At 56.8% G+C, this 18,467-nt stretch carries 18 protein-coding genes and 1 pseudogene; 10 read left to right on the top strand and 9 right to left on the bottom strand.

The annotated features are described in order from the left end of the window. Positions 1 to 20: 20 nt before the first annotated feature. From EKD05_RS01355 to EKD05_RS01345, 3 genes are all read left to right on the top strand, one after another. Entirely contained in the window at positions 21 to 992 is a 972-nt protein-coding gene (locus EKD05_RS01355) for an LLM class F420-dependent oxidoreductase (protein WP_129670491.1), read from the top strand. Positions 993 to 1,236: 244 nt separating this feature from the next. Further along, on the top strand, positions 1,237 to 2,244 hold the full coding sequence (locus EKD05_RS01350; RefSeq protein WP_129670490.1) for a LacI family DNA-binding transcriptional regulator: 1,008 nt from the start codon (positions 1,237 to 1,239) through the stop codon (positions 2,242 to 2,244). A gap of 69 nt (positions 2,245 to 2,313) precedes the next feature. Then, positions 2,314 to 3,420 (top strand): ABC transporter ATP-binding protein, encoded by a 1,107-nt coding sequence (locus tag EKD05_RS01345; RefSeq protein ID WP_129670489.1) that lies wholly within the window; start codon positions 2,314 to 2,316, stop codon positions 3,418 to 3,420. A 77-nt stretch (positions 3,421 to 3,497) separates the two neighbouring features. On the opposite strand, the gene argC is transcribed toward EKD05_RS01345, so the two are convergent. Further along, on the bottom strand, positions 3,498 to 4,499 hold the full coding sequence (gene argC, locus EKD05_RS01340; protein ID WP_129670488.1) for an N-acetyl-gamma-glutamyl-phosphate reductase: 1,002 nt from the start codon (positions 4,497 to 4,499) through the stop codon (positions 3,498 to 3,500). Positions 4,500 to 4,692: 193 nt separating this feature from the next. On the opposite strand from argC, the gene EKD05_RS01335 reads away from it, so the two are divergent. From EKD05_RS01335 to EKD05_RS01325, 3 genes are read left to right on the top strand one after another with little or no spacing between them, the layout of a single operon-like run. After that, positions 4,693 to 6,141 carry a glycosyltransferase gene (locus EKD05_RS01335; RefSeq protein ID WP_165360532.1) on the top strand — a complete coding sequence of 483 codons (1,449 nt, stop codon included), beginning with the start codon at positions 4,693 to 4,695 and terminating at the stop codon, positions 6,139 to 6,141. A gap of 12 nt (positions 6,142 to 6,153) precedes the next feature. After that, positions 6,154 to 6,693, top strand: coding sequence for an NUDIX hydrolase (locus EKD05_RS01330; protein ID WP_129670486.1), 540 nt, complete (start codon positions 6,154 to 6,156; stop codon positions 6,691 to 6,693). A gap of 37 nt (positions 6,694 to 6,730) precedes the next feature. Beyond that, positions 6,731 to 8,755 carry a WD40 repeat domain-containing protein gene (locus EKD05_RS01325; protein WP_165360531.1) on the top strand — a complete coding sequence of 675 codons (2,025 nt, stop codon included), beginning with the start codon at positions 6,731 to 6,733 and terminating at the stop codon, positions 8,753 to 8,755. A gap of 90 nt (positions 8,756 to 8,845) precedes the next feature. Here the strand turns inward: EKD05_RS01325 and rarD are convergent, their stop codons facing one another. Next, positions 8,846 to 9,754, bottom strand: a complete 909-nt coding sequence (gene rarD, locus EKD05_RS01320) for an EamA family transporter RarD (protein WP_129670484.1) — start codon at positions 9,752 to 9,754, stop codon at positions 8,846 to 8,848. Positions 9,755 to 9,861: 107 nt separating this feature from the next. Here rarD and EKD05_RS01315 point away from each other — a divergent pair. The 3 genes and pseudogenes from EKD05_RS01315 to EKD05_RS01305 form a co-directional block, all read left to right on the top strand. Next, positions 9,862 to 10,059 (top strand): annotated as a pseudogene (locus EKD05_RS01315) (NAD(P)/FAD-dependent oxidoreductase); the annotation flags it as partial. A gap of 407 nt (positions 10,060 to 10,466) precedes the next feature. Then, positions 10,467 to 12,260 carry a hypothetical protein gene (locus EKD05_RS01310; protein ID WP_129670483.1) on the top strand — a complete coding sequence of 598 codons (1,794 nt, stop codon included), beginning with the start codon at positions 10,467 to 10,469 and terminating at the stop codon, positions 12,258 to 12,260. A gap of 226 nt (positions 12,261 to 12,486) precedes the next feature. Then, entirely contained in the window at positions 12,487 to 13,797 is a 1,311-nt protein-coding gene (locus EKD05_RS01305; protein ID WP_129670482.1) for a cellulase family glycosylhydrolase, read from the top strand. 76 nt (positions 13,798 to 13,873) lie between these two features. Here the strand turns inward: EKD05_RS01305 and EKD05_RS01300 are convergent, their stop codons facing one another. From EKD05_RS01300 to EKD05_RS01280, 6 genes are all read right to left on the bottom strand, one after another. Further along, positions 13,874 to 14,569 (bottom strand): hypothetical protein, encoded by a 696-nt coding sequence (locus EKD05_RS01300; protein WP_129670481.1) that lies wholly within the window; start codon positions 14,567 to 14,569, stop codon positions 13,874 to 13,876. 10 nt (positions 14,570 to 14,579) lie between these two features. Further along, positions 14,580 to 15,074, bottom strand: coding sequence for a crossover junction endodeoxyribonuclease RuvC (gene ruvC, locus EKD05_RS01295; protein ID WP_129670480.1), 495 nt, complete (start codon positions 15,072 to 15,074; stop codon positions 14,580 to 14,582). Positions 15,075 to 15,083: 9 nt separating this feature from the next. Then, positions 15,084 to 15,839, bottom strand: a complete 756-nt coding sequence (locus EKD05_RS01290; RefSeq protein ID WP_129670479.1) for a YebC/PmpR family DNA-binding transcriptional regulator — start codon at positions 15,837 to 15,839, stop codon at positions 15,084 to 15,086. A gap of 72 nt (positions 15,840 to 15,911) precedes the next feature. Continuing rightward, positions 15,912 to 16,160 (bottom strand): hypothetical protein, encoded by a 249-nt coding sequence (locus EKD05_RS01285; protein ID WP_205703835.1) that lies wholly within the window; start codon positions 16,158 to 16,160, stop codon positions 15,912 to 15,914. Positions 16,161 to 16,254: 94 nt separating this feature from the next. After that, positions 16,255 to 16,419 carry a hypothetical protein gene (locus EKD05_RS25615; protein WP_165360530.1) on the bottom strand — a complete coding sequence of 55 codons (165 nt, stop codon included), beginning with the start codon at positions 16,417 to 16,419 and terminating at the stop codon, positions 16,255 to 16,257. Positions 16,420 to 17,032: 613 nt separating this feature from the next. Next, positions 17,033 to 17,674 carry a hypothetical protein gene (locus EKD05_RS01280; RefSeq protein ID WP_129670478.1) on the bottom strand — a complete coding sequence of 214 codons (642 nt, stop codon included), beginning with the start codon at positions 17,672 to 17,674 and terminating at the stop codon, positions 17,033 to 17,035. Between the two features lie 31 nt (positions 17,675 to 17,705). Between EKD05_RS01280 and EKD05_RS01275 the strand changes: the two genes are divergently transcribed. After that, positions 17,706 to 17,963: a hypothetical protein gene (locus tag EKD05_RS01275; protein WP_129670477.1), complete on the top strand. Its 258-nt coding sequence runs from the start codon at positions 17,706 to 17,708 to the stop codon at positions 17,961 to 17,963. A gap of 5 nt (positions 17,964 to 17,968) precedes the next feature. On the opposite strand, the gene EKD05_RS01270 is transcribed toward EKD05_RS01275, so the two are convergent. Then, on the bottom strand, positions 17,969 to 18,418 hold the full coding sequence (locus EKD05_RS01270) for a VOC family protein (RefSeq protein ID WP_129670476.1): 450 nt from the start codon (positions 18,416 to 18,418) through the stop codon (positions 17,969 to 17,971). Positions 18,419 to 18,467 lie beyond the last annotated feature (49 nt).

Here is an 18,467-nt window from a genome sequence, read left to right as displayed (position 1 = left end):
AAAGGTTAGAGGAGGAAGCAATGACTATTCGTTTTGGTACATTTGTACCGCAAGGATGGCGGCTGGACTTGATGGAGATCGCCGATCCCATCGAGAAGTACGAAGCAATGACGCAGGTCGCCCGTGTGGTTGATGGCATGCCCGCCTATGATTCAATCTGGATCTATGACCATTTTCACACGGTACCTCGGATTGAGCAAGAGGCGGTTTTTGAGGCATGGACAATCACCGCAGCACTGGCCCGTGATACGCAACGGGTCAAGGTCGGTCAGATGGTCACCTGTATTGGCTATCGCAACCCGGCCCTGGCCGCCAAAATCGCCTCGACCGTGGATGTCCTCAGCCACGGGCGGCTTTACTGTGGCATTGGCGCGGGTTGGTACGAGCACGAGTGGCGTGCGTATGGCTACGGTTTCCCCGAAACACGCGACCGCATGCGCGCCTTCCGTGAGGCCACGCAGATTATGGTCAAGATGTGGACGGAGGAGACACCAACCTTCGAGGGCGAGTATTTTCATATTCGCGGGGCGATCAACGAGCCTCGCGGGGTGCAGAAGCCCTATCCGTCCCTCTGGATCGGCGGTGGCGGCGAACAGGTGACGCTCAAACTGGTGGCGCAGTATGGCAATGCGTGCAATGTGATGGGCGACCCGGCCACGTTGCAACAGAAGTTTGCCATTTTGCGCGGCCATTGCGAGCAGGTTGGCCGCAACTATGACGACATTATTCGTTCATCGAACGCCAATATTGTCTTTGTACGCCCTGGTGATGATCTCGAACAGGCTACCGCCGCTGTGCGTGCGACCTATAACTGGAGCCTCGAAGATCTCATGCGCAATTCGATTGTCGGTACGCCCGCACAGGTTGCCGAGCGCCTGCAAGTGCTTGCCGATGCTGGCGTGAACTATTTCATCACCTACTTCCCCCGGATCGCGTATGATCACACGCCCCTACACATCTTTGCCGAAGAGGTGATTCCTCACTTGAGTTAAAGCTCGGCGTGGTGGGTGTGCAAAAAAGCCAGCATAGCTGGCTTTTTTGCACTAAGGCAAGGTTTCAGGTTACTTTACAGTTTGGTGGCCTCCATCGCGTCCTGATGCGCTCGACTCTTTCCTATTTTCTAACTCCTAAATCCTTGTCTAACGAGTTTCGCAACTTGACAAGACTCGGTGGGCTAGCTATAATCTAGTTAATCGGTTAAGTGACCGGTCAATGGTCAAGCGAAGGCGACGCACAGTGGCGACGATCAAGGATGTAGCTGAACGAGCAGGCGTTTCGACGGCAACGGTCTCGTATGTGCTCAATGGTACGGGATCGGTGACGGCGGCAACCCGGCAACGGGTGCTGCAGGTGGTCGCTGAACTTGAGTATCAGCCCAATCATGCTGCCCGTAGTATGCGTTCCCGCTCGCGCACCCTCGGCCTGATTTTACCCAACGGGGCTGCCGGGTTGAGTACACCAACCCTGGCAGAACTGGTCGCAGGCTTGACTGAGGCGGCCGCGAACCACGGCTATTACCTCTTGCTCGCCGGTGATCCTGTTCAGTCTGAACACCTTGTCGCCACCAGTTTAGCACGAACCGGGCGGGTCGATGGCTTTGTCTTGCTTGACCTGCAGGTTGATGACGAGCGCAGTGCTCACCTTACCGCTGCTGGCGTTCTGCATGTTGGCGTTGGTGCGCCTGCCTCGGGCAATGCCTGCCCAGGTCTGAGCTTCGATCTCACCGGGGGGGCGTTGATCGCAACGCGCTCGCTGCGTACCCTGGGGCACCGCCGCATTGCCTTGATCAATCTGCCTTCGGAGTTGACCGATAGCGACCTCTTGTACCAGGGCTTTGCCAAAGCTCTGACTGAAACTGGTGAGGAGGTGGCGCCTTCATTGATTGTCGAGGCGGGGACGAGTCAGGATGATGGCCTGGCTGCGATGCAAGAGCTCCTGGCGCAACCTGAAGGGCCAACCGCAGTGCTGGCCGCAAGCGATGAACTTGCGTTTGGGGCAATGCACGCGCTGCGTGATGCCGGGATCGAGGTGGGTCGCGACGTAGCCTTGATCGGGTGTGGTGATGTTCCGCTCGCCGCCCATACGCATCCACCCCTGACAACGCTCCGTGCCCCCCGCCGCGCCCTCGGTGCGGCGCTTGCCCATACGTTGATCGCGCTGGTAGAACAGCAACCCCTACCATCGTTTACGCCCCTGCCTCTCCAGTTGATTGTCCGTAAGACAACCTGTCCGTTGCCTGAGTGAGCGCTCGCTGATGCTCCTCACGATAGTCGCTGAGGAGCAGTTGTTTTCTTGCCTGAGGAGGATGTTACTATGGCCGGTATTAAGTTCGAGAAGGTCTGGAAGCGCTTTGGTGAAGTCTCGGTCCTCAAGGATCTCAATATTGATATTAATGACGGCGAGTTTCTGGTGCTCGTTGGGCCGTCAGGCTGTGGCAAATCAACCGCGTTGCGCTGCCTCGCCGGTCTCGAAGAGATTACCGATGGCAATATCTGGATTGGCGACCGCGTCGTCAATGATGTGCCCCCCAAAGATCGCGATATCGCGATGGTCTTCCAGAGCTATGCCCTCTATCCCCATATGAGCGTCTATGACAATATGGCCTTTGGCCTGAAGTTGCGCAAATTGCCCAAGACTGAAATTGATACGCGGGTCAAAGAGGCCGCCGAGATGCTCTCGATTGGGCACCTGCTCGACCGCAAGCCCAAGGCGCTCTCGGGTGGTCAGCGCCAGCGTGTCGCGCTCGGACGAGCAATTGTGCGTGACCCGTCGGTCTTCTTGATGGACGAGCCGCTCTCGAACCTCGACGCCAAGTTGCGGGTGCAGACCCGCGCCGAGATCAGCCGTCTCCATCAGCGCCTCAAGACAACCTTTATCTATGTGACCCACGATCAGACCGAGGCGTTGACGATGGGCACCCGCATTGCCGTGATGCGTGATGGCATTCTGCAGCAGCTCGATACCCCTCAGAAGCTCTATGATAGCCCGGCCAATATGTTTGTGGCAGGCTTCATTGGCAGCCCTTCGATGAACTTCTTTGAGGCTAAACTCGACCGGGTACAGGGTGGTCTTGCGGTCGTGGTCGGCAAGGAGTTTGTTGTCCCCGTGCCCTCGAGTTCAACCGAACAACTCGGGACACATGTTGGCAAGAATATCTATTTCGGCATTCGGCCCGAGGATATCCACGATGCGAACTATGTGCCGCGTGGCGTGGATGAGAGTGCGCGCCTGATGACGATGGTCAATGTCATTGAGCCGCTTGGTTCGGAAGTCTATGCCTATATCGAAAATAGCGGCAAAGAGTTTGTCGGTCGCCTCGATCCGCGTACCGGAGCCCGGACTGGTAAACCAGTCGAGATCGTCGTGGATATGAATAAGATGCACGTCTTTGACCGCGAAACCGAAAAGGCGCTGGTCTAAGGGCTTTCGCTTATCTGGGGACACCCACCTCGTGCCTCGTGGCAGCGGCATTGCCGCTGCCACGAGGCACGAGCGATTCATTTCAATCCGGCGGTCTCGTTAAACCCGAGCATCAAGTTCATGCATTGCACGGCCTGCCCAGACGCCCCTTTGAGCAGGTTGTCAAGCGCCGAGACGATAATCATCCGTCCCGCCTCGATCTCCACTGGCTGAAAGCCGATGACAAAATCCATTGTCTGTTGCACATGGCGCAATTCAGGGAAGCGTCCGGTGGGCAACACGGTGATGAATGGTTCGTCACGAAACACGCTGTAGGCTTCGTGAACCACTTCGGGCGTTGTGCCTGGCTTGAGATTGACGTAGATCGTCGAGAGAATGCCGCGATAGACTGGCAACAGGTGGGGCGAGAAGATAATGTGCAACCCGGTCTCTTGTTCCATCTCGCCGAGATGGCGATGCACCCGCCCAACGTTATAGGCACTGAAGGTCTCGTGCGTTTCACCAAAATGGGTCTTGAGTGACAACGACCGCCCCGCCCCCGAAATGCCCGATTTGCTGTCAACAATCACCACACGATCCGCAAAAAGATCCGCTTTGACTAGCGGCCACAGGGGCAAAATCGCCGTGAGTGGATAACAACCTGTGTTGGCGACGAGGCGTGCCTCGCGGATCGCCGTGCGGTGCAACTCGGGCAAGCCGTAGACGGCGGCACTAAGCAACTCGGGGGCCGGATGCGGCTTGCCACGGCGTCGCTCATAGTCATCGGCATCGTGGAGCCGAAAGGTATCAGAGAAATCAATCACCTGCTTGCCCGCCTCCAGTGCCTGTTGCACCAGAGGAATAAGATCGGGAGTATTATGCGGAAGACAGGTGAAGATCAGATCTACGTCCTGGAGATTGGCCTCTTCGACGGCAACCAACGGCGTTTCAATCAGGGTAGGGAAGATATCAGACAGACGTTTGCCCGCTGCCGAGCGTGCCGTAGCAAAGCCAATCTCAACCTGGGGATGGCGTACCAGCAGTTTGATCAATTCATACCCGGTGTACCCGGTTGCCCCGTAAATACCCACACGAGCCATAACTTTTTCCTCTGCTTTAGGGCTACCGCCCTCAAAACCCCGTGGCTGTGCCGCCCGTTTGCGCTAGCACCAGCCCGCTCTTACGCCACGCACGGGGCCATTATACCAAGAAGCCACCACTGATGTATCAATCTCAGGTATACTGAAAATGCGTCAAAGACCGGAAACCCCTAGCAAAAGTGTGGAGGAGCGTATGCCAACACGAGTGCTTATCCTTTCGGCAAGTGTTGGATCAGGTCATAAGGCAGCGGCGGCAGCGATTGAACAGGCTTTTCGGCGTTACCCTGAGTTTGAGGTGATCAATCAGGATGCGCTGCTCCATACCTCGCGCATCTATCAGGTGGCCGCGACTGATGCCTATTTTGCCCTGGTCAAAGAGAATCCCTGGTCGGTGGGGTGGCTCTATGATTATAATGACGAACCTTTCAAGAACGAACGCGGCCTCTCCCACGTGCTCAATATGCTCAATGGTCAGCCTCTGGTCAAACTGATCGAAGATTACCATCCCGAGATTATTATCTGCACCCACTTTATGCCCGCTGGCATTGCTGCCCAACTCTTGCTCGAAGAGCGGATCAATTCACGCCTCGGCATTGTCACGACCGATTATGATTTTCAGGGCATGTGGCTCAGTCGTAGCTTCAATCACTATTTTGTTGCCCTTGACGAGGCGCGGGCTTTGCTGGCATCGTTTGGCGTTGAGCACGAACGCATTACCGTCTCGGGGATTCCGGTGACGCCACTCTTATCAGAACCGTTTGATTGCGAGGGGGTCTATAAGCGCTACAATCTCCAGGTCGATCGTCCGACCTTGCTGGTTTCGGCAGGTGCCCTCGGTGGTGGGCCAGCCCTCGAAATTGTCGAGCAGATTATGGGTATGAAAACGCCTGTGCAGACGATTGTGGTGTGTGGGCGCAATCAGCCCTTGCGTCAGGCTGTGACGACGCTGACGGCAGCCAAGGCTGAACATTTTCGTGTGCTTGGCTTTACCAACGAAATGCCCGATCTGATGCGCGCCGCGACGCTCTTTGTGGGCAAGCCTGGCGGCTTGAGTACGGCAGAGTGTATGGCGGCAGGCTTGCCCATGGTTGTCATTGACCCGATCCCCGGGCAGGAAGAACGCAATAGCGATCATTTGCTCGAGAACGGGGCCGCCATCCGTTGTCGCGATCTACCAGTGTTAGGCTTTAAGATCGATCAGGTGCTGCAAGAGCCTGGTCGCCTCGAAGGTCTGCGGGCTGGAACCCAACGCCTGGCGCGTCCTGATGCCGCCCGAGTGGTGATTGAGACGCTGCTCAACGATACCACAAGCCCCTATGTCTTTGACCGTGAACAGCGCCGTCGCATTATTGCGGTGTCACGCGGCAAAACCGAGCCAGAACTGGTGGCGCCGCCGCCCCCTGATACCGTGATCCTTTATGATGACGAGACCGGGGTGCTGCTCGGCACGATTACGCCTACTCAGATGAAGTTTCTCGATACCTATCTCGTTGAAGAACATGCGGATGACGAGACCTACTATCTCGATGAGCCAACCCTCGATTATTTGATCGAGCAGCATCCCGATCCTGAACTGTTAACGGTCTTGCGCTCGATCCTGCGTACACGCACTCACGTTGAAATCCGCTTTGTCTTGCCATAACAAAGGAACTCTATGGAAACCTGGGTTGAGCAGCGCGAGGCCTTTCGTGGCCCGGTCTTTACCGTCGTGACCGGGGCGGCTATGCTCGATGATGGGCAACGGGCACGCCGTGATGTGGTGCGCCATCGGGGTGGGGTCGGCGTTGTGCCGGTGCTAGACGGTCAGGTGTTGCTCGTGCGTCAGTTTCGCATCGCCGTTGAGCGCGAAACTATCGAGATTCCCGCTGGTCTGCGCGAACCTGGTGAGACGTTGGCGGCGTGCGCTGCCCGCGAACTCGCCGAAGAGGTCGGGTACGCGGCCGAGCGGCTGATTCCACTCTTGAAGTACGCGACTTCCCCGGGCTTTACCGATGAAACCACGGCTATCTTTCTGGCGCTCGATCTGCATCCCGTCACGGCAACGCCCGATTGGGATGAACGCCTTCATCAGGTTGCGCTGCCCCTCGCAACGCTGCCCGAGGCGCTCACCAATGGTACCTTTGAGGATGGCAAGACCTTGATCGGGCTCTATGCTGCGCTGGCATGGCTTAGCGCTACGCCCGCTGAGGGGTGAATCCCCCCACTCCCAGGGTATGCTACAATGCCTGTCTATGTCAGTGCTAAGCAAAACTACCCCTATTCTCATTGTGACCTTCGTAGTGTTGGGTTTTGCGGCATGCACGCCTCAGTTGACGCCACTACGTCTGGCGAGTGAGCCAACCAGTGTGGTTGCCCCTTCGCCAACACTTGAAACGACGGCTCCTCCTGATGCGGTGGTGCCTCTGGCGACCGTCGCCCCGGTCTCCCCCGATCCTGACGTGCTCCTCAGCCTGTCTGCCCCGGTGTTGCAACGCTTGCATCAGTGGGGCAGTGGCGTGCCACTGGATCTGGCGCTGAGTCCCGATGGCACAACGCTCTTTGTGGCGACCGCGCTGCATCTGCAACAACACGACGCAGGTTTGCTCGGGAAGATAGGCTGGGAGTATGATCTCGCGGTACCGCCGAGTGGCCTTGTCGTTGCGCCTTCGGGGAAGCTGCTTGCCCTTGCCCTTGGCAGTGACGTTGAATTGCGCCGCCTGCACGATGGGACGGTGCTTGAGACCCTCGCGCACCGGGCCAGGGTGACTGATCTTGTGTTTGCCCCGGGTGGTGATCGCCTGGCCGTTGCACTTGCGACCGGCTCGCTTGTCATCTGGCAGGTAGAGCAATGGGTGCCCTTGTCCGAATTGCGCCCGTCAGAAGGCAATGATCTAGGTGCGCTAACGGCGAATTTCACCAGCGTGGCCTTCAATCACGACGGTACCTACGTAGCTGCCGGTGATGCCAATGGCACGGTGACGGTCTGGCAGTTGCCCGAATCTACGCCTGTCCAGCAGTTCTCCCTTGGCCTCCGCGAGGTCACCGATCTCGCCTTTACCCCCGATGGCACAACGCTGGCAGTGGCTTCAGCAGGGTCGCGCAGTGAACCAGGTTCAGTCCAGATCTGGGATGTGGTCAGTGGCTATGCCCGCGCCTATCTGACGATCATGAGCGAGACAGCACAGCTTGCACCGGTCACCCGGGTAGCCTTTGCTTCTGACGGTCGGTCAGTCTTCGCTGGCACAACCAGCGGCGAAGTCGTACGTTGGGCGTGGCCCTCTGGACAACGCGAACGGGTGATCCAGGCGCACCGTGGGGCGCTCAGTGCCCTGGTGATGGTTCACGGAGGCGGCTTCTTTACCGCAGGACGCGACGGTGCGCTCAAACGCTGGAATGCCGATGAGCTGCCTCTTGATACCCTGGAAGGGGTACCTGCCGTTACCGCCGTTGCGATGACAAGCAATCGTCAGGTCATGACTGGTGGCGAAGACGGTAGCCTTATGTTCTGGACCCAGGAAGGCCAGTTGCGTGAGACGATATGGGAACATCAAGGCAAAATCCACGCCCTGGCGGTCAGCCCTGACGAACGCATGCTGGCTTCAGCGGGTGCCGATGGGAGCGTCATCCTCTGGAGCCTGCCTGAAGGTACGCTGCTAACCCGCCTGACTGGACACGAAGGCCGCGTGCTTGGGCTTGCCTTTGCGCAGGATGGTACCTTGCTCGCCTCGGCGGGGTTGGATGGCACGGTTCGCCTCTGGCGCATCCCCGGGGGCGAAGCCGTACGTGAATTGACTGTCATCGAGGATGGCGGCTTGAATGCCACCGCCGTCCTCGGTGTTGCCTTTGCCCACCAGGGCGAAGTTGTCATTGGCACAGCCTACGATGGATCGGTACGCCTCTTCCAGACACATGATGGAGGCGCGCCAACTGTCTTGCGTACCGCCCATGGTGGCTGGTTGATCGCGCTTGCCAATGGGTCGCACGGCGAGCTTGCCGCCCTTGATGATACCGGACGCCTGTGGGTTTGGGATGAGGCTGGCACCTTGCTTGAACGGGGAGCACTCGCTGATGCAACGGCACTCGCCGCGACCGAAGCCGGCCACCTGTTGACCGTCGGCCCAACAGGAGGGCTCAGCTTGTGGCAGGTTGAGGCTGATGGGCCAACCGAGCTTGCGAGTAGCCCCTGCAATGGCGATAACCTTGCCGTCACTGCTGACGATACGCTCGTTGTTGTTGGCTCGCGCCGCGGATCTGTTGAGATCTGGGCCTTGCCGTAAGCGTAAACGCCTCTCGGTTTGGGCAAGAAAAGGTTGCTAGTGGCGAACGATGCTACCTTTGCTAGCATCGTTCGCCAGAAATAACCACCCCTATACGCTGCTGGGCTGTGCCGGGGTGATTGTCTGGCGTCGCCTGCTGGTGATGATGCCCTCGATCGAATAGATCGCTAGGGCAATCCAGACCAGCACAAAACCAAGCAAGCGCTGCGTGCTGAGATACTCACCATAGACAAAAACCCCGAGCAGAAATTGGAGCGTCGGGGCAATATACTGCAAGAGCCCGAGCGTGGTCAGGGTCACGAGGCGTGCCCCTGCGGCAAAGAGCAAGAGGGGCACCGCTGTCACCACACCCGATGAGATCAGCAGGGTTGTCGTAAAGAGATCCGCATGGCCGAGCGTACCACCCGTGGTGCGCTCAACAAAGCCCAGGAAAACCAGGGCTGGGAGCGCCATCACCAACGTTTCGAGGGTAAAGCCCTGGATCGAAGCGAGCGGAGCCGTTTTACGTAGCAGGCCGTAGAGTCCGAACGATCCAGCCAGACTAAGGGCAATCCAGGGTGGCGAACCATAGGTGAGCGTCAGATAGAGCACGCCGGCAAGCGCGAGCGCAATACCAAGGCCCTGCCCGATCCGCAAGCGCTCGCGTAGCACGACAACCCCGAGAAAGACATTGACCAGCGGATTGATAAAATAGCCCAGGCTGGTCTCAACGACATGATCGGCGTTGACCGCCCAGATATAGAGGCCCCAGTTAAAGGAGAGGAGGCTCGCTGACAGCACAAAAACAAGTAGCGTGCGTGGTTGGCGCAAAGCCTCGAAGAGCCATCCCCAGTTTGTGCGGAACGCAAAGAGCCCAACAATCAGCGCGGCCACCATCGCCCAGACAACCCGATTCGCCAGGATCTCAAGCGCTGGTACGTGATGCAAGGCTTTCCAGAAGATGGGCAGTAAGCCCCACGAAACATACGCCCCGATTGCGTAGAGTACACCTTTATTCACAAGTTGCCGCCTGTTGTGAGCACGGGAAACAGGCCTGTATCATACCACAAGATTGGTAACATTACTTGACTAGACAAATATCCCCACAGGTAGGGTCAGGGCGCCCCCCGAAAGATCCCGGCCCCTGGGAAGGCGAGCAACGCAATATGTGGAAACCAACCCGCCAGGAAGGACTCTGGTTTCACGGTGGCAACCTCCATCAGTCCCGTCACTACTCCCAATTTCTTGCTCTGCAACTCAAAGCACGCTTAGAAGGCCTTGCAACCCCTGTCTATGGCCTCGCCGACGTCTATCATACGGCGTGATCCAGGCCAAACTTGAAAAGCCTGCCACCCTAAACGGCATGGGCAGCGTTCTGGGGCTACGCTCCAGAACGCTGCCCATGCTCGATCAATCCCCCTAACGCTTGACGGTCAGCCAGCATCCACGTATAATCGCCTCGGTCTGATAGGAACCCCCTAGATGCATAGATGTCCTGGTTTGCGCCGCCCGACTGATCCCTTTCACCTCCAAGTTTCGCCTACCTGAATAGTCCTGGTCAGAACCACACACCGGTCTCCACTACTCTCAGCAACCAGTACCGATACAGACAGTGAAACCTAATTTTGCCATTCAGGACACCATCAGACAGATATCAGGCTTCTGTGCTACAATTGTTAGCAAAAGGTTCAGGCGCAAAGACCTTCGCTGACACAACATGAGGAGAAAATGCATGGCCAGACGGATCATCGTCGCCCTGGTGCTGGTCGCAATGATGGCTACCATGCTTGCATGGCCCCGCCCCAGCGTTGCCCAGCCAAGTGTTCCCAACACCTTCCCCCCCTTCCAGGCTCGCTATTTTAGCGAAACGGGCCAGGCCGCTGTCAATGGTTTCCTTGAGAAATGGAGGAATACGCCGAATGCCCTCTTCGTGCTTGGGTTCCCCATCTCGGCACCCTTTATCGAAGAGAGTTTCACCAACCCTGGCCAATATTATCGTGTGCAGTATTTCGAGCGCGCTGTGCTCGAAGAGCACCCCGAGAATTTTGGTCAGCAGGGCAACCGGTTTTATGTGCTTGGTCGCTTGATGGGCCAGCAGCTCGCTCGCGGTCGTGAGAATGAGGCCGCCTTCCAGCCTGTCGGCAACCCTGGTGATGGTACCTGGTTTGCCGAAACCAACCATACGCTGCGCAATAGCCCCGCCCCGTTTCGTGATTTCTGGCAGCGCAATGGTGGCCTAGAGGTCTTTGGCTATCCTCTCAGTGAGCAGTTCCAGGAGGTCAATCAGGCCGATGGACAAACCTACTGGGTGCAGTATTTTGAGCGTCAGCGGATGGAGTGGCACCCCAATCAGCCTGATCCTCGCTATCGTATTTTGCTCGGTCTGCTTGGCAACGAGTATCGTGACAAGTTCCATAGCAACAATCCTGCCTTTACGCCACGCAGCGCGGCCGATTCGCTGCCCCAGCCGTTTATCTACGGCTTCAATGCCCATCTCTATGGGCAGGGTACCGCATGGCAGGATCGCAACCGTGCGCTGACCCTTGCGAAGAATGCCAATATGCCCTGGATTCGCCAACAGGTCCGCTGGCGTGACTTGCATGATCGCTCCGGCGCGATCTACTGGGCCGAACTTGATGATATCGTGGCCGATGCGAGCAACCAGGGGGTCAAACTCTTGATCAGTGTGGTCTCAGCCCCTGATTGGGCAGGTGGCCCCGGGATGCCGCGGCGCGAGAATTTCGCCGATTTTGGCAGCTTTATGGGCCAGATGGCCGCTCGTTACCGCGGTCGCGTCCATGCCTATCAGATCTGGAATGAACAGAACCGCGCCTGTGAAAACGGTGGCGATTGTGCTAGTGCTGGTGGTACCGGCGGTCGCGTCGCAAGTGCGGACTATTATGTGGATATGCTCGCCGCTGTGTATGGCCCGATCAAGGCCGCTGACCCCAATGCGATTGTCGTCAGTGGTGCTCCAACCAGTACCGAGACCAATCGTGCCGATATCGCCATTAGCGATACCGAATTTGTTCGCCAGATGGCAATCAATCCGCGCTTCCGCGCAAACGTTGATGCCATTGGGCTCCATCCCGGTGGGCAGTACAACCCGCCTGATACGATGTGGCCTGACAATCCCGGCCCTGGCCCCAACTGGCGCAACAGCCGTGAGTTCTATTTCCGCCGTATTGAAGATACCCGCAATGTGCTCGTCGCCAACGGGATGGGCGATTACCAGATCTGGATCACCGAGTTCGGCTGGGCTACCACCAATAATACTCCTGGCTACGAGTATGGTAATCGAATCTCGTTCGAACAGCAGGCCGAATGGACCGTGCGCGCGCTCGAGATTGGTCGCTATAATTGGGCACCATGGGTCGGCGCAATGTTTGTTTGGAACCTGAACTTTGCGATCCCTTGGGCCTATCAGGGCAATCCGTTGCACGAACAGGCGGCCTTTGGGGTGCTTAATCCCGATTGGAGCCCACGCCCTGTCTATAATGCCCTCCAGTCGTTCCCGAAACGCTAACAGGGAGCCTGTGTCTCTGTCTGGTGGCTCAGGAAGCACTGTCTTCCTGAGCCATTTTCCAGTCTTAGACACAATACTTTTCAAATAAGGACGAGAAGAAACCTCACAGGTCTTGATGATGGCGTCCCAATGCGGACGAGCAGACCTGTGAGGTCTTATTTAAAAGGTATTGGACCTAGTTCCTGTTTTCTATCTCCTAAATCCTTGTCTTGGAAGGAGTTGTGTGATGTCTTATATGCAATCTAGGTTCAGCGCTCTGTTGATCCTGATGATGCTCGTGCCACTCATTGCGTCCTGTGGCAGCGCTCCAACAGCCGATCCAGGGCCGACCTCTGCCGTACCCGCGCCCACAACCGTTTCTGATCCCACTACACCTGCAGATACTCCGGCGGCACCGACGCCAACCGCCAATGACTCGTCGAATGCCCCAACCGCAGAACCGACCGCGATCTCGCTCAATCCCGACTATCTGCAATTCGGGGTTGTCGCCCACCTCTACTATACCGACCGCGAGCGCGTCCTCCAATTGACCCGCAATGCCGGGTTTGATTGGGTGCGCCAGCAGATCTACTGGCGCGATATCGAAGATCCGGTCAATGGGATCTGGGCCTGGGACGAGATTGATCCGATTGTCGCTACCGCTAATGCCTATGGGGTGCGCTTACTTGTCAATGTCGTGCGTTCACCTACCGCGTATAGCGCAACCAACGGTCTCCCTGATGACCCGGCCACCTTTGCCAATTTTATGGCTGTGCTCGCCGAACGCTATAAGGGCCGGATCCACGCCTACGAGATCTGGAATGAACCGAATCTTGCCCACGAGACTGGTGGCACGATTACGACGGCTGATGTTGGCCGCTATGTCGAAATGCTGAAACTGGCCTATGAACGCATCAAGGCCATTGATCCCGATGCCCTCGTGCTTGCCGCAGCCTCCTCGTCAAGTGCCGTCACCAATCCTTCGGTTGCACTCTCTGACCGAGAGTTCTATCAGGCCATGTACACCTACAACGGCGGCGAGGTGCGCAACTACTTCGATATTCAGGCCGTCCATCCCGGTGGCGCTGCCAACCCCCCTGATACGCTCTGGCCTGATAATCCTAGTTATATCGAGGGCTGCGAACCCGCCCCTGATCGCTGTTGGAACGATGATTCCACCCACTATTTCCGCCATATCGAAAAGGTGCGTGGCTGGATGGAAGAGTATGGCATGGCCGATAAGCGCGTCTGGATTACCGAGTATGGCTGGGCGACCCCCAATGTCACTCCGGGCTATGAATTCGGCAACTTTGTCTCCCTCGAACAACAGGCCGCATATATTACCGGGGCAATGCGCCGTACCTTCGAACTCTATCCCTTCGTCGGCAATATGTTTCTCTGGAATATGAATTTTGCCGTCACCAAAGCGGAAAATGGCCTCGATCCCAATCACGAACAAGGCTCGTTCGGTATCCTCAACCCCGATTGGAGCCCCCGGCCTTCATTCCTGGCCGTGCAAAGCACGATCGCCGAGCTCAAGGCCAACCAGGGACGCTAGCGTTGGGTTCAAAACATACTGGTGGTCTCACCGCTCTTGCCAGCGAAACTGGCAAGAGCGGTGAGACCACCAGTGGTTATCCCTCAACGTCAAGCTCAATCCCCAGCGTCCCCAGCAATACCTCGATCAAGCCCACGGCCTCAGGCCCAAAAGCGTAATCCTCGCCCATCTTGCCAATAATCAAGCGTCCAAGCATGGCACGATGGGCACTTGGCAACAAGAGATCTGGTATCTGGTACTGTCCATCCTGCCCTTGATAGGCAACCACGACCTGTGCCTGAATACGGGCTGCCATTACATACCCGTATCTCAGGGCCTCATCTTCATCAAGGGTAACCAGTTTACCCGTGCGTACATGGTAGTATTGACCGGGGCCGCGCCCTCTGCGCCGTCGGATAACCGACCCCTCAACCAGACGATATGCTCCCGGTGCATCGAGCGCCTCCGCAGCAGGTTGCCACCCGAGCACGCCGGCAAAATAACTCACCCGTTGCCCTTGTCCGGGTGTATAGAGAATTGGCTCACCCAATGCCGTCACGCGGGGCAAAAGAGGGAGCAGCCTAATCTGATCGGCGAGGGTCAGCACCACAAATGTTTTCCCGCGGACGCGTGCCAGAAAGCCCTCGCGTCGCCACGACGTCAAGACAAAACGATCACCCTCACGCTTGCCCTCGCCACGCAGGCTTGGACCAACCGCAGGGTTATGCACAATGAACCGATCGGGGTACACTTCTTCAAGATCCGCAGGTGCCCCCACACGTCGTTTTGACATTATTGCCAGTTTATGCCTCACCGAGGCGACGCAACATCGGATTACTATAGACATGACAAATAGCAATCGCAAGCGCATCAGCTGCATCATCGGGTTTGGGCACCAGGCTTAAACCAAGTGTCATCCGCACCATCTCTTGCATCTGCTTTTTATCTGCCCCGCCATACCCAGCTACAGCCTGCTTGACGACCGTAGGTTTGTACTCAAAGACAGGAATATGCGCCTGCACCAATGCGAGCAACGCAACCCCCCGGGCCTGCCCGACCGTCAGTGCAGTGTTGACATTTTTGCCAAAAAAGAGCTCTTCAATCGCAGCAGACTGTGGGCGATGTTCGGCGATTACCCTGCGCAGTTCATCGTACAGGGAGTGCAACCGTTCAGGAAGCGGCGTGCCCGCTGGTGTCGTCAGTGCGCCAACTGCTACTAGGCGTAACTGACCGCCTTGTTCCTCAACAATACCCCAACCCATTGTTGCTAGCCCGGGATCAATACCTAGCGTCCGCATGATACCAACTTACTCAAATTTGGCAGCCAGTTCCTCGGTAATGTCGAGATTCGAGTAGACCTTCTGTACATCGTCAAGATCTTCGAGTTTCTCGATCAAACGCATGGCGGCAAGCGCCTCTTTTTCATCGGGTTGCACCAGTGTCTTCGGGCGCATCGTCTTTTCTGCACCGGTCAGCGGGAGTTGGTGCTCAAGCAGCGTCTGGCGTACCGCATTGAGTTGTGTCCATTCACAATAGATCTCAAGTGCTTCACCATCAACCTCAACATCGTCAGCCCCGGCATCAATCACCATCAACTGCACTTCATCAATATCAAGGCTACTCCCAGTCAGATCGACCGTGAGCAAGCCCTTCTGCTCAAACATCCAGCTCACTGAACCTGGCTCACCAGGATTGCCCCCAGCCTTGTTGAGCGCTGACCGTACATCAGAATTCGTGCGGTTACGGTTATCGGTTGCCGTCTCAATTAGTATCGCGATTCCTCCAGGGGCATACCCTTCATAGAAAACCTCTTCGATTGCCGCCTCGTTGTTTTTTCCCAGGCCACGATCAATCGAACGCTGAATGCTGTCATTGGGCATATTATTCGCCTTCGCCTTGTCAATCGCAAGACGCAAGCGAAAATTCATATCAGGATCACCGCCCCCACCTTCACGTACGGCAAGCGTGACATCACGGGCGAGTTTGGTAAACAGTTGACCGCGACGCTGATCCGCAACGCCTTTGGATCGCCGAATTGTATGCCATTTCGAGTGGCCGGACATGCGCTCGTACCTCCGTCAATGCTTCTACGTGCTCATTTGCACGACTGCCTCTGCGCCCCAGATCACACGGACTCAACGCTCTGGTTGATCATCAACCGAAGGTGCAGCTATGGGCATATCTGAGGAACGATGTGCAATACGGGTGCCTTTCGGGATGTTCATAATCTCGGCGACCTCACCATCGTCACCATTATCATCGTGCTCATCATGGTGATGATGGCTAACCCCATATTCCGTTACCCGACTCGCCGCACGAATGCGGCGCTCGTATTCCCGATCAATTGCGGCTATTGCCCGCTGCCACCAGTGCTGTTGAGCCATCCTGACCTCGCTCTGGCACAGATGTGACGCTTTACACGAGCGCCACTGCTCTCAGCATTATAACGGATTCTTCGCGCACGGCAACAACGCAAGCTCAGGCTGCTTCGCGCACATATCCATTCCGCAACAGTTCGTAGACCAGTTCGTCTAGGGTGCTCTCGGCTTCATGATAGGTGCGGGCAAACCCAACGAGGTCTCCATCAAGGTACATCGCAAAGTCGCGGGTCTCGGGATCGTAGACTATCTCTTTCACGTACATGGGTGCCACCTTTCTAGCATCTACCTGAGTCAGGTCATAATACAATTATAGCATTTTTGTTCTACTTTGTCAAGAGCCGCATTATTAACGATTGAGGGCCATTGAATCTTAATCGATATGGCATTCCCTCGTACGATACGTTTGGCTGCGGGCTTGCCCGTAGTGACCCCGAGTAGTTCCCGCAGAGCTTTCTGCAGTGGATCCAGGCGATCCAAACGGCGCGTACCGATACCAAACCAATGTGTTGGCGCTCGCCACCATGCCGCTGCCCATCGGCCATCCCTCCGCCCGGAAGCGAAGGTCATCCGATCCACGCCCCGCGAGCAGGACGACCGGTTGCTCGTCTCGACCTCTGAACCATCGCGGGTCGGCTGTAGTGGCAGCACCTCGCCCACGGCCAGGGTGCGCACCTTGGCCCATTGGCCGTGGCCCAGCGGGATCATTGCCCCATCGACGCTCAACACGAGCGTGTCGGGCGCTGCGGGTGGGTCGGGATGCTCACGCAGGATGCGTGTCGCGCCTGCTCGTTGATCCGACGGCTTATGGTGGGAACTCCCCACTCGGCAGGGAGCGGTAGCTCCCCACATGCGACCACACGCTGCAAGACGTTACGTCACATCCTCGCCATCGACGCCATCGTCAGCCCCCCGGTGGCTTCAAGCCAGTCGGCGATCCGTTCCACCGCCGCTGGCACATCGTTATCAGAAATATCTACCGTCAAGGTCGGTAGCGTCGTCGCGGCAACCAGTTGCTGCATCAACTTCTGTTCGGTGACAAAGCCTTGCAGATCATCATACTGGGCCGGATTGCCCGATACTTTCAGCCGCTCGAGCCGTGCCGCCGCAAACGACTCGGGTGTACGCGTGCAGAAGACCAGACGAAACCCGAGGGGACGCATCCGGTCTTCCAGCCAACTGAAATCATAGTGTTTATCATGGCGTTGCAACTGGTACATTTGCGTAGAAAGATGAAAGCGATCAATGATCCACGAATAGTAACGCTGCAACTCAAAGAGGCGCACCCAGGTCTGGTAGGTCTCGATTGCCAGGGCTTCTTCTTGCGGCTCAAAATTGATCAAGCCCCGGCCCCACGGGAAATTAGTAAAAGCGCACCACTCAGCCGAAATGACCGGGGAATGGTAACGGTATTTGCGAGGGCCAACAATGCGCGGATGCTCATTCAGCGCAAAGGCCATCTCGGTCTTGAAGGTCAGACGCGTCCCTTCGAGGATGATCTTGGGGCAGAGTTTCGCCATAGGTACGCACCCCTATTTCGTAAAAACCTATTTGGAGAGCATTATATATGATGATTATGATCGGCTCTTGCAACTCTGTGATCCACTGGCCTTGCCCGAAGGTTTCTGCTTGCTGGAAAAGCGCTTCGTTGATGTCGCGTTACGTCACGGGGTGCATGAAACACTCCCGGATAGATGGCGTGCAACGATTCAGCTGCAAGCCCACTTTGAGGCACTGCTCGGTGGTGCGCTCTATACCTATTTACCTGGCGTCGTGCGCACAACATTTGGCGTAGAAGGGCTGCTATAAGGCACTCATGCACCCTTGAATGCAGATTCGAGGGTTTCAATGTCGATCTTGCTCATCTGCAACATTGCCTCCATTGCTCGATTGGCTGCTTGCCTGTCTGGCGAGCCCAAGAGCTTTGGCAAGATCTGCGGAACAATTTGCCAAGATACGCCAAAGCGGTCTTTCAGCCAGGCGCACTGGCCTTCTTCGCCGCCATCGGCTGTAAGTGCGCTCCAGAGATAATCGGTCTCTTGTTGATCTTTGGTGGTCACTGCGATAGAAGCAGCCTCGGTAGGTTTGAACTGCGGCCCACCGTTCAACGCTTGAAATGGCACTCCGTCAAGCGTGAACGTCACCATGACGGGCGAAACACTCAAGATCGCTGAATTTGGAAGCAACGACGTGTAGAACCGTGCCGCTTCTTCCGCGTTGCTATCGTACCAAAGGCACACTGCTACTGAGGATGACGTGGTCATAGAATGCTTGCCTTCAGGCGCGGAGACCCAGGCGCTTCAGCCCTGGGAG

It is taken from the genome of Candidatus Chloroploca sp. Khr17, from assembly GCF_004138165.1.
Classification (GTDB): Bacteria; Chloroflexota; Chloroflexia; order Chloroflexales; family Chloroflexaceae; genus Chloroploca.
The sequence above is the reverse complement of the archived record's forward strand: the minus strand, read 5'-3'. Positions and strand labels throughout refer to the sequence as shown.